The sequence below is a fragment of the Actinomadura sp. 9N215 genome (genome assembly GCF_044326345.1).
Lineage (GTDB): Bacteria > Actinomycetota > Actinomycetes > Streptosporangiales > Streptosporangiaceae > Spirillospora.
In genome coordinates this window covers 186,708-201,454 of sequence record NZ_JBIRBA010000007.1, presented here as the reverse complement: position 1 = coordinate 201,454, position 14,747 = coordinate 186,708, and the positions used below count along the sequence as shown (strand labels likewise).

Genomic DNA, 14,747 nt, shown 5'->3' with positions numbered 1-14,747 from the left:
TTGCCGCAACGGACGTGACTCCTGTCCATTCTGTGCTGAAATGTTACGGATGCAGCGAGCCGCCGGGCCGTCTCCCGCGCACTCCGCGAACTCCACGCAGTCGCCGAACTCGGTGTACTTCGCGGACAGCAGCGCCCCGCCGTCACCGGGACAGCCGGTGCGGGGGCGCCTGTGGCGCGTGCTCGGCTGGCTGTCGATCGCGCTGTCGGTGGTGCTGGTCGGCACCAGCCTCACCGCGTACGGGTTCTGGCGCCGCCTCGACGGCCAGATCGACCGCGAGAACGTGGACGGACGCCTCGGCGACGACCGTCCGGAGAAGCTCAACAACTCGCTCAACATCCTGTTGATGGGGTCGGACAGCCGCAAAGGCGAGAACGCCCGCTACGGCGGCGAGGCCGGGCAGCGGTCCGACACCACGATCCTGCTGCACATCTCGCCCGGCGGCGAGAGCGCCATCGGCATCAGCTTCCCGCGCGACTCGATGGTGCAGATGCCGCCCTGCGAGAAAAAGGACGGTTCAAAGATCCCGGCCCAGTTCGGGATGATCAACGTGGCGTTCTCCAACGGCGGCCCGGCCTGCACCTGGCGCACCATCGAGTCCCTCACCAAGATCCACATCGACCACTACGTCGAGGTGGACTTCGCCGGGTTCAAACGGGTCGTGGACGCGCTCGACGGCGTCGAGATCTGCGTGCCCCGCCGCATCGACGACCCCAAGGCCGAACTGCACCTCAAGGCGGGGCGCCAGGTCGTCCGCGGCGAGCAGGCGCTCGGGTACGTCCGCACCCGGTACGTGCTCGGCGACGGCTCCGACCTCGACCGGATCAAGCGGCAGCAGGCGTTCATGGCGTCCGTGGTCAGGAAGGCCACCGACAAGGGCATGCTCACCGACCCGGGACGCACCTACGCCTTCCTGTCCGCCGCCGCCAAGTCGATCAAGGTGGACGACAAGCTGACGATGACGGAGATGCGGAAGCTCGCGGGCAGCCTGCGCGGCATGAGCGCCGGGAAGGTGCGTTTCGTCACCGTCCCGGTGCAGGCGTATCCGCAGGACAAGAACCGCGTCCAGTTCGCCCAGGCGCTCGCCGAGCCGCTGTTCAGGGCCGTCCGGGAGGACAACGAGCTGCCCGAGCCCGCCCCTCCGGCGCCCGTCGCGGCGCAGAACAAGGCGCGGCCCGTCCCGCCGGAGCAGGTCAGGGTCGGCGTCTACAACGGGACGGGCACGCCGGGCCTGGCGCAGCGCACCGCGGACACGCTCACCGAGCGCGGCTTCAAGGTCGTCAAGGTCGGCACCAGCAAGAAGCGCTTCGCCCGCACCCAGATCCTGTACGGGAAGGGCGCCGAAGGTCAGGCCGCCCGCATGGCGGTCGCGCTGCCCGGACATGAGCCGCGCCCCTGGAAGTCCGCAAAGCCGGGCTACGTCTACCTCGTCATCGGCAAGGACGGCGCCGTCCTCCGCGGCCTGAACGCGGCGGTGCCGAAGGTCGCCGGAGAGATCCGCGCCGACCGCGACATCTGCGCCCGCAACTGAAGCCCACGACTGACGCGAAGCGGCTGCTGTTGTCCGGGGGTCGACCGGTGAGGTGGGGTGGTTGTCCGGACTCGGCCCCGTCCAGGTTTGCCCGGCGGCCCCGGTTGTCGTGGGTCAGCGGTATCTTGGCCCGCGCGTACCAACGCCCCCGCGCACCACCATCAACGCGCGCGAACCACCAGCTCTCGCCAACCGACATCATTGTCAAAGCGTCACATCTAGGACCACCCAACTGAATCCCCCCGACCTCTGCCCCGAGGAGCCGCCCCCCGCACCGGGCTCTACCGGGTGCCTACGCTCCCCTCGGAACGGACGCATGCAGCCCGAGCCCTTCACCCTGTTGATGACCGTCTACGGCGGTGATCGCGAGGATCACGTCAGGGTCGCCTTCCGCAGCGCCGTGCACGATCAGACGCTGCGTCCCGACCAGGTCGTCCTGGTGCGGGACGGCCCGGTCTCCGAAGAACTGTCCGCCTGCCTGGGGGAACTGGTCGCGGGCAGCCCGGTCGAGGTGTCGTTCGTCCAGCTGGAGCACAACCGCGGGCTCGGCCCCGCCCTGGACGCGGGACTGCACGCCGCGCGGCACGACATCGTCGCCCGGATGGACGCCGACGACATCGCCATGCCCCACCGGTTCCAGACGCAGGTGCCGCTGGTGCGCTCGGGCGCCGACCTCGTGGGCGCGGGCCTGCTGGAGTTCGGCGCCGACCCGTCCGACATCGTCGGGCAGCGCATCCCGCCGAGCGACCCCACCGACATCGCGCGCTATTCGCGTCTGCACGACCCGTTCAACCATCCGACGGTCGTCTACCGGCGCAGCGCCGTCGTCGCCGTCGGCGGCTACGGCGACCTGCCGCTGATGGAGGACTACTGGCTCTTCGCGCGGATGATCGCGAACGGCGCGCGGGTGGAGAACATCGCCGAGCCGCTCGTCTACTACCGGGTGGGGGACGGCGCGTACGAGCGCCGCGGCGGCCGCGACCTGCTGCGTTCGGAGCTCCGGCTGCAGCGGGAGATGCTCGGCGAGGGCTTCATCTCCCGTCCGCAGTACTGGCGGAACGTCGTCGTCCGCGGCGGGTACCGGCTCGTCCCGACCCTCATCCGCCGCCCCTTCTACCGCAAGGTCGTCGCCCCCTACGGGGCCCGCCGCAACCGTTCGCGTGAACGTGCCGACGCCGCCGCTTCCGATTCGGCTGCCGCCCCTGCCCCCGCCGCCGCCGTGCCGGCTCCGAGGCAGCATGTCGCACGGCATGCCCGGTCGCCGGTCGAGCAACGCTCCGCTCCTATGGCGCCGCTACCGGCGCCGTCCGAGCCACCCGTGCCGCCGCCAGCCCGCTGATCGGGCGGCGAGAGGCGGGCGTCCCCGGCCGGACGCCGTCACCGGCACCGTGCGCCGTCACCGGCATTATGCGAAGGCGGCGCCGGGCCGGGTGGCATGTGTCAGCTTGAACGTGTCCACAGGACGGGCTGCGTGCTTTCCGTGCCGGTGCTCTGGCCGACGCCGAGCAGCTTGGTTCCCAGTGCCGCGAGGCCGGTGATCTGCTGTTCGCCGTCGCCGGTCAGGCCCTCGCCGCCCGGCTTCTCGGTCGTCCAGTTCGAGCCGTCCGGCGACGTCATCGACACCACGTCGGCCGAACCCGATCCGCCGGTGGCGCCGGTCGCCGCGAAGCCGTTCTCCGTGGCCGTCAGGGCCGTGGCGACGACCTGCTTGCCGCCGCCGGGCGCGGGCACCTCCCGCCACAACTTGCCGCCGTCGGTGGACACGTAGCCGATCCAGGCCGGGCCCTGCGGCGTCGACGCGACCCCGGCGGCCGCCAGCGTGCCGCCCTTGGCGGCGACGTGCGTCAACTGCCCCTGCGTCGCGCCGGCCGGCAGCGGCAGCGCCTTCAGCGCCCAGGCGCGGCCGTCGGACGACGACCACACGGCGGGATGGTCGCCCCTGGCGTCGACGATGGCGCCGGCCGCGGTGAAGCCCGCGGTGCCGCCCGCGACGTCGAGCATCCGGCGGTCCGCCCTCGGCTTGCCCAGCATCGCGTTCGGGTCGGCGCTCGTGCCGCGCCGCCAGGTCTTCAGGTCCGTCGAGAACCATGCGGCGGCAGACGGGCCCTCGGCGCCGACGACGACGTACCCGGCGGGGGCCGAGGCCGCGGCGTTCGTGACGAGCGCGCCCTTCCTGCCGTCCTGGAACGCCTCGGTGGCGTCGGCGCCCTGCCAGGTGGAGCCGTCCTGGGACGTGACGACGAGCGGACGCCTCGGCACGGCCTGGTCGTACCCGACCGCGAGCCAGCCCGCCTTGCCGCCGGCGACGTCGAGCAGCCGCTGCGGCCCGGGCCGGGTGAACGCGGCGCCGAGGCCCTGTGCGGGCTTCCAGGACGAGCCGTCCGCGGACGTCCAGGCCGCGGCGTCACCGGCGGCGCTGCCCACCGCGACCGCGGTGGTTCCGGACGTCCCGACCGCCCGCACCGCATGGTCGGGACGGACCGCGCCGGGGATCTTCGCCGGATCCACGGGGACCGCCCGCCCGGAGCCGTCGTAGACGCTCAGGAGCGGATCCCGGTCACCGCCGCCCGGCTGGTGGCCGACGAGGACCGTGCGGTCCCCGGCCGGCGCGGCGCTCTCGACCTGGAGGCCCGGCTTGCCGGGCGCGGTCCCCGCCGGTTTCCAGGCGTTGCCGTCGGCGCTGTGCGACACCGTCAGGTTCCCGCCGCCGTGGACGAGCGCCGTGTAGCCCTGCTGGTTCCCGAGGATCCGGCCGGTGTAGCTGTAGCCGTTCGTCTCCAGCTTGCCGGCCCCGGTCCACGCCTTCCCGTCCTTGGAGACGAACGCCTGCCCGTAGAAGGCGTCCTTGCCCTTCATCTCGCGGATGGCGAGGAACCCGGCCTCGCCGCCGCCGATGCTCAGGCCGCGGCTCCCCTTGGGCACCGGCACTTCCGAGACGGCCCAGGTGCGGCCGCCGTCCTGGGACTGCCAGACCTTCCGGTACTGCGGCGGCTTCTTGTTGTCGGGCTTGACGAGCGCCTTGAGCAGCACGACGTTGTCGCTGGAGGCGATCTCGGTCAGCGCGTACGACGCCTTGGTGACCTCCAGGCCGATGTCGTCGCCGACCCGGGTCTCCCACTGGCGTCCGTCGGCGGACGACCAGACGGCCGCCTGGGCGTCGCTGAAGTCGCCCTTCCGCGAGTTCATGCCGATGGCGATGAACCCGCTGCCGGTGGCCGCGATCTGGGTCACGCGGTTGCCGGGGCCGAACACCCGTCCGACGGCGTCCGGCTGCGGGGTCCAGGTCTTGCCGTCGGGGCTCGTCCAGACGGCACCGCCGGGCCGGCCGGAGCCGATGGCGATCCAGCCCTGGGACGAGCCGCCCACGGCCCGCGGCACCGCGGTGGCGGCAGGGCCGCCGTCGTCCCGTCCGGCCACCTTCGCGGACGTGAACGTGCCTCCGCCGTCGGTGGACACCAGGAACATGCCGCGGGTGGTCTGCGGGTCGGACTCGCCGCCGACCGCGACCACCGTCGAGCCGGCCGCCGCGACGCCGAGGATCTCCTGGTCGCGGCCGTCGGTCTTGGCGGACCCGGCCACGGGGAACAGGGACGCGGCCAGTTTCGCGCCGTCGCCGCCGCCTTCGTCGTCGCCTTCGAGCAGGCCGGGCACCACGAGCACGCCCGCGGCGGCCAGGCCGGCCACGGCCAGTACAGCGACGCCGATGAGGAGCGGCTTCTTGACGTTTCGGCGGGACCTCGTCGATCCGCCCTGCGTCCGCCACGGCTCCTCGATCGCGGGCGGCGGCGTGATCGGCTGGACGGCGCCCGGCCCCGGCTGCATGGGCTGGCCCGGGTGGCCTCCGCCGGGGATCTGCTGCGCCCACGGGAACTGCTCGGCGGCCGGAGGGCCGGGCGGGGTGCCCGGGATCTCCTGCGCGTAGGGGAACGGCTCGTGCGCGGCGGGTGCGGGGCCGCTCGGGATCTCCTGCGCGTACGGGAACGGCTCGTGGGCCGGAGGGCTCTGTGACGGTGACACCGGAGGCGGAGGGTAGCCGGGCGTGGGTTGCGGAGGAGCCGGTGGCTGCTGCGCCGGGGGCGCGGGAAACGGCTCGGCGCGGGTGGCGTCCGGCATCTCCTGCGCGTACGGGAACGGCGGCGGCGCGGGCGTCTCCACCTGCGTCGCGTCGGGCAGGCCCTGCGGTTCCGGCGTTTCGCGCGGTGCCGGTGGCTCCGGTGGCTCCTGCGTGCCCGGGATCTGCTGCCCGTAGGGGAACGGCGGCGGCGCGGGGATGTCGGTGGACGTCCGGGGCGGGACGTTCGCGGGCGCGGGCCGCCCGCCGGGCGAGATCTGCCGCGTCACGTCCCCTTCGGACGCGTCCTCCTGCGAAGGGGACGTGCTCGGCGGAACCGTGTGCCCTCCCAAGACCACGGTGTGCATGGCCTCGTTGACACCGGAGTCGAACGCTCCGCCCTCGGACGCTCCGCCCTCGGACGCGCCGGAGGACGCGGCCTCGCGTCCCGGCTCGTCCTCCTCCTCGGCGCCGTACTCGGGGAGCAGAGGGGCGGACGCGGCCCGCTGGTCGTCGAGCCACTGCGGTGGCGGCGGCGGTGCCTGAGCCGGCTGCCCGGGTTCGGGACGCTCCACCTCGTGGTCGTCATCCGGCGTTCCGGTAGCAGTCACACCCGCTCTCCCAGCATCAGCTCATGTGCGCGGTCGCCGCGCGTTCGCCCAGTCGTCAGCGATGATAGCGGCGCATAGAGGACGGAATTCCCTCAGCGACTCCGGCCCGCGGAGGTGCAACTGGCGCCGCTGCAGTGCGTCAGCGCGTACAACAGATCGGTGAGGTACCGCCGCCTGTATTCCGGCAGCGTCCCGACCACGTTGTTCAGCTCGTGGGGGTCGCGGGTCCGGTCGTAGTACTCGCGTTCCCCGTCGGCGTACTCGACGTACAGCAGCTCGTCGTTGCGGAGCGCGTTGTAGGTGGTCGGGGCGCCGGGGGCAGAGTCCTGGCGGTCCGGGTCGAGGGGCGACGGCGGCGGCTTGACGTGCTCGATCAGCGCCGTCTTCCGCCAGTCGGACGGTGCGGCGCCGCGCAGGAACGGGACCAGCGACCGTCCGTCCGTCTCGGCGGGCGGGCGCACGCCCGCGAGCTCCAGGAACGTTGGGGCGAGGTCGGTGTTCTGCGCCGGCTGACCGGCCCGGTGACCGGCGGGGACGTGCGGCCCGACGACGACGTACGGGACGCGGACGTCGGTGTCGAAGGCGGTCATCTTGCCCCCGGCCAGCCGATGTTCGCCCAGGTGGAAGCCGTTGTCGGAGCCGAACACCAGATAGGTGTCGCGGTCGAGGCCCTGCTGCTTCAAGGTTGTCCGGATCCGGCCGATCATCTCGTCGACGGCCTGGACCATGCGGACCCGGTCGCGGAAGCCCTCGTCGATCCGGCGGCCCCCCGGGGCGCGGAGCAGGGGATGCGACCGCAGCCAGGACGGCTTGTCGCGGATGTCCGGCTCGTTGAACGACGGCGCGCGCGGCGCCCGGAGGGTCGGGAACGCGGCGGCGTGCCGCGGCGCCGGGACGAACGGCCCGTGCGGCGCGAACGTGGAGATCTCCATGAAGAACGGCTGAGACGATCCGCGGGCCTTCGAGATGAACTCCAGCCCCTTGTTCGCGAGGACGTCGGTCAGATAGTCCTGCGGCCTGTCGCCGTAGTGGACGAGCCGCCCGTTCTCGTTCAGGTTGTAGTTGTACTCGGGGTAGCCGTTGCCCGCGACGTACCACTCGCTCCAGCCGGGCGGGACGTAGGGGCGCGTCCCGCCTTGGGTGTTGTTCGGCTTGTAGCCGTTCATGTACTTGCCGAGCAGCGCGGTGCGGTATCCGGCCTTCTGGAGGAACGGGGCGAACGACGCCTGCTCGCCGCCCTTCGTCCTGAAGACCTCATAGCCGCCGTCGGGCGGGAAGTTGGTGCGCACTCCGGTGTTGTGCGGATATTTCCCGGTGAAGATCGTCGCGCGGGAGGTGCAGCACAGCGAGTCGGCCATGAGGAAGTTGCCGAAGGTGAGCCCGTCCCGCTGCATCCCGAGTACCTGGGGCATGTGCGCGACGAGGTTCCAGGAGAGGTCGTCGGTGAGGACGAACACGATGTTCGGCTTCTTCGCCGCCTTGCTCTCCTTCGGGGAGGCGGCCCGCTTCCCGGGCGGCGGCGGGACGCCGTTGCAGCCGCCGAGGCCGAGCGCGGCGACCAGGCAGAACACGGCCGCGAGCCGCCGTCGTCGGATCAACGTCCGTCTCTCCTTCGGGATGCGAGTGCTGATCAAGCGTAACGAGCGCGGGGGCGTTTCGCGCATGAGGCACGGTTTCCCGGCACTTCTCCGGTTCGCCGATGCGTGTGGGTTGTTGGCATGATTCGCGGTGCTATGAGGACGAGGACGGGCGGGGACCCGGGGCCGCTCGCGCCGGTGTTGCCGCTGGTCGCGGGGGCCGCGATCAGCCTGCTGGTGGCTTTGATCGTCGGGCTCGCGGTCTCGTGGGGGCCGCTGCCCGGCGGGTCCGGCGCGCGGCAATCGCCGGGCGCGTCGGAGGAGCGGCCGGACGGGCGGCCCGAGGGGCGCTCGGAGGGCGAGGGGCCGCCGCTGCCGAGCCCGGCGGGCACCCCGGCGCCGATCGACCCGCCGGGCTACTCGCCCGTGACGCCGGTGATCGACGGCTCGTTCGCCGACCCGACCGTGATCAAGGTCGGGGACCGGTACTTCGCGTACGGCACCAACAACGCGTCCGCGACGATGCCGGTCGCGACGGCGCCGTCCCCGACCGGGCCGTGGAAGGTGTCGCCCGGCGACGGCCTCGCCCGGCTCCCCGCCTGGGCGGACGAGGGACGGACGTGGGCGCCCGAGGTCGTCCCGCCCCGCGCCGGATCCGGCTCGTACGTGCTGTACTTCTCGGCGCGCCGCAGGGGCGGCGACGAGCAGTGCATCGGCGTCGCGACGTCGTCCTCGCCGGCCGGTCCGTTCGTCCCGGTGGAGGGCCGTCCGCTGGTGTGCCCGCTGAACCTGGGCGGCGCCATCGACCCGGCGTCCTACATCGAGGCGGACGGCACCCGCTACCTGCTCTACAAGAGCGACGCCCGGAAGACGGCGGCGATCTACCTGGTCAGGCTCGCGCCGGACGGCCTGGCCCTCGCCGGCCCGGCCAAGCTGATCATGGCGCGGCGCGCGGACGAGCCCGTGCTGGTCGAGGCGCCCGACCTCGTCCGGCGGGGCGGCGGGTACGTGCTGCTGTACTCGTCCGGCTGGTACTTCGAGCCGAACTACCAGACCCGCTACGCCGTGGCGCCGTCGATCGAGGGGCCGTACCGGAAGGCCGCCGCGCCGCTCCAGTCCACCGGCGCGTACCGGACGAGGGTCGAGGGGCCGGGCAGCGCGGACGTCCTCAGCGACGAGAACGGCGACTACCTGGTCTTCCACGGCATCCTCGGCTACCACGGCGGGTCGCGGGTGACGCGCGGCATGTACGTCGCGCGGCTCGGGTGGGACGGCGCGCGTCCCGCCGTCCGCGGCGTCCCCGCCCGGTTCGAGGCGGAGCGGGGGCGGCTGAACGGCTGCGTGTCCGCGCTGGGCAGGCGGAACGCGTCCGGCGGCAGGTCCGTGGGCCCGTTCGTCCAGGACGGCTGCCGGGTGGACGTGCCCGTGTTCGCGCCGTCCGCCGGGCGGTACTCGGTCGCGACGCGGTACGCCGCCCCGCCCGGAAGCGGCTCCACCCTCGAACTGTGGGTGAACCGGACCGCCACGACGTCGCTGCGGCTGCCCGCCACGGCGCGCGGCGGCTGGGCGTCCGCGACGGCGGACCTGGACCTCGCCGCCGGATGGAACACCCTCAGCCTCCAGCGGCTGGACGGCCAGGGCGAGATCGACTACCTCGAACTGCGGTAGGGGGCCGTCCGCTCGTACAGGGTCAGCCGTCCGCCCTTGTACTTCCAGAACCCCGCCATCCGCCACGGGCCCATCGCCTGGATCACCTGCTCGCGCCGCTGGACCCACGGGGCGTGCGCAGGGCCGAGCGACCTGCTGCCCATCACCCACACGCGGGTCGCCCGGCGGAGCGGGGGCCGCAGTTCGCGGGGAAGCTTGTCGCGGCCCTTCAGGTTGGCGGCGGCGACCGGGTCCACGCCCTGGTTGATGTCGCGCAGGCGGGCGAACGCGTCCGGGTAGGCGGCGGCGTCCCAGCGCACCACTCCGGCGAGGTAGACGATGACGTCGCCGTCGCGGCCGTGCGTCCTGACGATCTCCGCCGGCGCGCGCAGGTCGTCCGGCCTGCTGTCCTGCCGCCTGGCCGCCGCGTGCTCCGGGACGGACGGGACGGCCAGCACCACCAGCGCCGCGACCAGGAGCGCTCCACCGATGGCCGGACGTCCCAGGGAGGCGAGGCGCGCCAGCCCCGCACCGGTCAGCAGCGCCAGTGCGGGCAGGCAGAACACCACGTACCGGTACATGAACATCGGCTCGGCCACGACCGACACGATCAGCAGCAGCGCGGGCGGCAGCACGAGCCACGGCAGAGCCACGGCCGTCAACGAGCCCCGCGACGCCGTCTCCCGCGACGCCGTCTCCCGCGATGCCGTCTCGTGCGGGGACGCGGCTGCGGCCGTGCCGCGGGATGACCAGCCCGCGGCCGCGCCCGCGATGGCCAGCGCGAACACCGGCACGACGAGCCACTTGCCGCCGGCCAGGAACTGCATGAGCGTCCACACCGTCCGCAAGCGCGGCTCGGGCAGCCACTCCACCTGGAACTTCTGGTCCTGCGCCGCCAGCGCGAACGGCACCAGCGCCGCCCCCGCGACACCCGTGCCGACCAGCCAGCGGAGCCACGTCCTGGCGGGCAGCGGACGCGCCACGAGCAGCGTGACGGCGTGCGCGGGCACGAGGCAGACCGCATCGAGATTCAGCAGCCCGAGAATCACGATCGACACGGCGTAGCCGCTGAACCAGCGCCAGGGGTGCCGTCCGCCCTCCTGCATGCCCCGCAGGAGCAGGTAGGTCGCGAGCACGGCGACCGCGGCCACCATCGCGTACGACCGCGCCTCCTGGGCGAATCTGATGACCGGCACGGAGCCGCCGTACATCAGACCCGCCAGCAGCCCCGCCACCGGCCCGGCGAACCGGCGGCCGATGACCGCGACGCCCGCTGCCGCCGCCGCTGCCGCCAGCGCGCTCGGCAGCCGCAGCGCCAGCTCACCGGTGCCGAACACGACCACCCATGGCCGCAGCACCAGGTAGTACAGGGCGTGGACGAGGTCCAGGTGCTCGAAGACCCGCAGCATCTCCCCGGCCGGGCGCCCGGTCATGGTGACCGTGGCGGCCTCGTCCAGCCAGAACGACGGGCCCCGGATGCCCGTCAGCGCGATGGCGAGCGTGACGACGGCGGGGACGAACGGCATCACAGGCCCGGCGCGCCACCACGCGCGGCGGGCGGTATCCGCGTCCTCTTCCGGGCGGTTGGCCGTGCCGACCATCACGGCGCACCGATGTCGGGACGCCGCCGCACCTCGGCCTCGCGCCGCACCTCGGCGTCGCGCCGCACCTCGGCGTCGCGCTGCACTCCGGCCTCGCGCAGCAGCGCGTCCGTGGGCCTCGGGCGGCTGAACAGGCCCTCCTTGAGCCCGCGTGCCATGGCGCGGCGCAGGACCGTCCGGTCGGAGGACGCGGCGAACGTCCGCGCCCACCGCCTGAGCGTCGACCCCGCGTACAGAACGCGTTCCTGCGGCGCCAGCCCGCGGCTCCCGGTGAACAGCCAGATCTTGTTGCGGACCTCGTAGAAGAACCGGTCGCCGGGGTCGGCGTCCGTCCCGCCGAACTCCTTCGTCTTGTGCACCACGACGCTGTCCGGGCAGAGCAGGCCGCGGCGGCCGCGCAGCAGCCGGGTCGTGAACTCGAAGTCGTCGTTCCACAGGAAGTAGTCGGCGACCGGCAGCCCGCGCTCGCGGACGGCGGCCGCGTCCACGAGCACGGACACGAACGACGCCGACCGGATCGGCACGCATCCCGCCGCCCGCGCCGCCGTCCGCTCCCCGGACGAGGCACGCGGCTTGGCGCGCGGCGTGTTCATCGGATGGTCGCGGCCGTCCGTCCAGACGACGCGGCTGGCCAGCAGCGTGGGCCGTCCACCGGCCGCAGGGTCGGCGCCGGCGGCGCGTTCGCGGGCGGCGAGCAATTCCCGTAGCGCGGCGGGCTCGGGGACGGTGTCGTCGTCCAGCAGCCAAAGCAGCTCGGGGGCGGCTGCCAGCGCGTGCGCGATCCCGGCGCTGAACCCGCCGGCGCCGCCGATGTTGCGGGGGAGCTCCAGCAGGTCGACGTCCGGGAACCGTTCCCCGACCATCGCGGCGGTGCCGTCCTGGGACGCGTTGTCGACCACGATGACGCGGTCGGGGCGGCGGCGCTGGCCGTCCAGGGCCGTCAGCGCCTCGGCCAGCAGCTCGCGCCGGTTGAACGTGACGACGACCGCCGTGACGGACGCCTCCGCTAAGGCGTTCCCCGCCGGGCGCTCAGGGCTCATGATCCGCGTCTGCCGGTGGCGCGGCGGGCGACCCGTTGCAGCCCCGTCGACGGCGCCGCGGCGGTCTTCAGCAGCTGGTCCAGGTTCTCCTGGATGTCGCCGAGCCGGCCGTGCAGGTGCGCGAGCCCGATCCGGTCGCGCTTCGTGTTCAGCTGTTCCAGCAGGTGCGCGGCGACGCCGATCGCCGCCGCCGCGACCTCGTCCTCCGGGACGTCGCCGGGCAGCATGGTCTCCGCCGGGGCCCGGAACTCGGCCAGTTCGCCCAGGTCGCCGGCCACCCCGTACCCGGACGCGCGCAACGCGCCGGCGATCTCCCGGCTGCGTTCCGCCGCCCACGCGGCGTGCCGGGCGGGCAGGCCCATGGGCACGCGGCCGGTTCCCTCGGTGCCCGCGGTCAGCCCGTGCCCGACGAGATGGTGGCGGACCATGCGCTCGTAGTCGCCGCCCAGCGCCGGGCCGAGCCGGCCGTTCAGCCGGCGCAACACCTCAGCCTCGATGGCCGACAGCGGCGGCTCCTCCGCGACGTCCCCGACGTCGCACGCCGCCGCGTCGATGCCGGTCACGGCGCAGAACCGGGACCACAGGACGCCGGGATCCGCGCCGGACGCCGGCAGCGTCAGCACGTGAAGCCGCTCCCGCGGGACGGCGGACTCCCAGACGCCCAGCACGCGCACCGGGTCGTGCAGGCCCCAGAACATCTCCCCGTACGGCTTCGGCGCGTCGATGCCGAGCGCGACCAGATCGTCCACGAAGCGCTCGAACGTGATGGTGTGGCTGTGCCGGATCTGTTCCTGCCAGTCGCGGACGAGCTGCCACCCGAGATGGCGCGTCGCGAACACGACGTGCACCTCGGCGGGCCGCAGGGACTCCACGGCGCGCCGCACCTGCCCCTCGTCGGCGCCGCCCAGCAGGCCCTGGGAGATGACCGCCGTGGGCCCGTCCCAGTCGCGGACGCCTCGCGCCAGCGCCTCCCACGCACCGTCCCAGGCGGGGTCACGGTGGCCGCCCCAGCTCATCTCCCGCAGGTCCATGACCGCCGCGAAATGCTGCATGCGGCTGGCGAGCGGGTAGCGGACGCCGCTGTCGCCGAGGCGGCGCCGGTTGTTCCACAGCACCTCCTGCAGGAGCGCGTCCCCGGCGGTCGGGGCCCCGACGTGCAGGTAGACGCGCTTCACCCGGTCTCCCATCGCGCCGGTCACCTCCCCTTCGTGTCGGCGTCGGATCGCTCGGCCCCAGGCCGAGCAGTTCCGGATCGAGCGGTTTCGGATCGGGCGGCGAGGCCGTGGAGCCGCCAGTAGGCGCCGCGCAACTGCTGGACGGCCGGGTAGCGCTCGCCCGCCTTGCGGACGGCCCGGCGCGCGAGCGGCACGGACGCCGCCGTCAGCGCGCCGGTCAGCTCGCGCAGCTCCTCCGCACGCGAGGCCAGCATGTCCAGCAGGTCGGCGTCCGGGATCTCGGGCTCCACGATCCGGGCGGCGCGGTCCTCCTCGTCCCGGAGGCGGGTGAGCAGCGCGGTGATCGCCTCCATGCCCACGTCCGCGACGTCGGCCCAGCACGGCTCGTCGGGGTCGGGCGCCGCTCCCGGACCGGCCCCGGGGATCAGCTCGTCGAGGTCGCCGACGACGCGGTAGCGGGCGGCGCGCAGCCCCTCGACCGTCTCGGCGGCCCGTTCGGACGCCCACGGCAGGTGCTCGGCGGGCAGCGTCATCTTCACCGCCGACGGCCGTGCGGCCAGGACCTCCTGGGCGAGGAACAGCTTGACCTCTTCGTTGTAGAGGTGCCAGTCCAGTCTTCCGGCGCCGACCATCCGGTTGAGCCGCAGCAGGTACTGGGTCTCGGCGAGGCCCAGGGACGGGTTGTCGAACGGGGCGGCGAGGTCGTAGTCGTCCGGGACGAGCCCGGCCGCCGCGCAGAACCGCCGCCACAGCAGGTCGCGGGGCGCGCCGGGACGGGGCAGCGTCACGACCCGCACCCGCTCGGGCGGCAGGTTCTCCGCCCACCGCTCCAGCACGTAGACGGGGTCCTGCAGCGCCCAGAACAGCCGCGAGAGCTCGAAGTCGAGCCAGTTCGGGCGCTTGAGCTGGTTCACGAACTCGGCGAAGGAGACGTCGTACCGGTTCTTGACGTCCTCCTGCCAGTGCGCGGGGATCTGCCGGGCGAGGTCCCGGGCCGTGAAGAGCACGTGAACGTCGGCGAAATCGAGGTCGGCCATGGCCCGGCGCACGGTCTTCCGCCACGCGGGGGCGAACAGCTCCTGGGAGACGATCACCGTGCCGGGCCAGCCGCGGATCTCGTCCACCAGGCGCGGCCACGCGCCCGGGACCTCCGGGTCGGACGCGCCGGGGAAGAACGTGCGCCGCAGGTCGAAGGCTGCCCGGACGTGCGCCGCGGCGTCCGCGCCCGGGAAGAGGACGCCGTGCTCGCGCAGCCGGTCCCGGTTGTGCCACAGGACGTTCTGCAGGTACGTCGTCCCGCTCTTGGCCGCGCCGACGTGCAGGAAGACCTGCGGGCGGGAGCGCGGCTCCGCGCTCGTGGAACTGGGGGAGACCACCGCGAACCTGGGTTCCTGCCTCGATACCGGTCAGATCGCGGGTATCTTAGCTCCAATCCTTACCCGTGAACCCGCTGCCGGCGTCCCCGCGGCGGGGCCCAACGCACACTCCCCGCACCGGAGATGAGCGCTCCCCGA

The 14,747-nt window shown here is 73.5% G+C and carries 9 protein-coding genes; 3 read left to right on the top strand and 6 right to left on the bottom strand.

Features of this window, described 5'->3' with window-relative positions:
* The first annotated feature begins 49 nt into the window (after positions 1-49).
* On the top strand, positions 50-1,531 hold the full coding sequence (locus tag ACH34T_RS14700; RefSeq protein ID WP_395992643.1) for an LCP family protein: 1,482 nt from the start codon (positions 50-52) through the stop codon (positions 1,529-1,531).
* Between the two features lie 316 nt (positions 1,532-1,847).
* On the top strand, positions 1,848-2,870 hold the full coding sequence (locus tag ACH34T_RS14695; protein WP_395992642.1) for a glycosyltransferase: 1,023 nt from the start codon (positions 1,848-1,850) through the stop codon (positions 2,868-2,870).
* 101 nt (positions 2,871-2,971) lie between these two features.
* Here ACH34T_RS14695 and ACH34T_RS14690 read toward each other — a convergent pair whose 3' ends face one another.
* Together ACH34T_RS14690 and ACH34T_RS14685 are read right to left on the bottom strand one after the other, a co-directional pair.
* Entirely contained in the window at positions 2,972-6,193 is a 3,222-nt protein-coding gene (locus ACH34T_RS14690; RefSeq protein ID WP_395992641.1) for a hypothetical protein, read from the bottom strand.
* A gap of 92 nt (positions 6,194-6,285) precedes the next feature.
* Positions 6,286-7,791 (bottom strand): sulfatase, encoded by a 1,506-nt coding sequence (locus tag ACH34T_RS14685; RefSeq protein ID WP_395992640.1) that lies wholly within the window; start codon positions 7,789-7,791, stop codon positions 6,286-6,288.
* Between the two features lie 135 nt (positions 7,792-7,926).
* Here ACH34T_RS14685 and ACH34T_RS14680 point away from each other — a divergent pair, with 135 nt between their 5' ends.
* A complete protein-coding gene (locus tag ACH34T_RS14680) occupies positions 7,927-9,438 on the top strand; it encodes a family 43 glycosylhydrolase (protein WP_395992639.1) in 1,512 nt (503 codons plus the stop codon).
* Here ACH34T_RS14680 and ACH34T_RS14675 read toward each other — a convergent pair.
* From ACH34T_RS14675 to ACH34T_RS14660, 4 genes are read right to left on the bottom strand one after another with little or no spacing between them, the layout of a single operon-like run.
* Positions 9,420-11,018, bottom strand: a complete 1,599-nt coding sequence (locus ACH34T_RS14675) for a glycosyltransferase family 39 protein (protein ID WP_395992638.1) — start codon at positions 11,016-11,018, stop codon at positions 9,420-9,422. The genes ACH34T_RS14680 and ACH34T_RS14675 overlap by 19 nt on opposite strands.
* On the bottom strand, positions 11,018-12,058 hold the full coding sequence (locus tag ACH34T_RS14670) for a glycosyltransferase (RefSeq protein ID WP_395992637.1): 1,041 nt from the start codon (positions 12,056-12,058) through the stop codon (positions 11,018-11,020). Before ACH34T_RS14670 ends, ACH34T_RS14675 begins: the two co-directional genes overlap by 1 nt.
* On the bottom strand, positions 12,055-13,245 hold the full coding sequence (locus ACH34T_RS14665) for a hypothetical protein (protein WP_395992636.1): 1,191 nt from the start codon (positions 13,243-13,245) through the stop codon (positions 12,055-12,057). The genes ACH34T_RS14670 and ACH34T_RS14665 overlap by 4 nt, the downstream gene beginning before the upstream one ends.
* Positions 13,246-13,253: 8 nt before the next feature.
* A complete protein-coding gene (locus tag ACH34T_RS14660) occupies positions 13,254-14,609 on the bottom strand; it encodes a hypothetical protein (protein WP_395992635.1) in 1,356 nt (451 codons plus the stop codon).
* Positions 14,610-14,747: the final 138 nt, after the last annotated feature.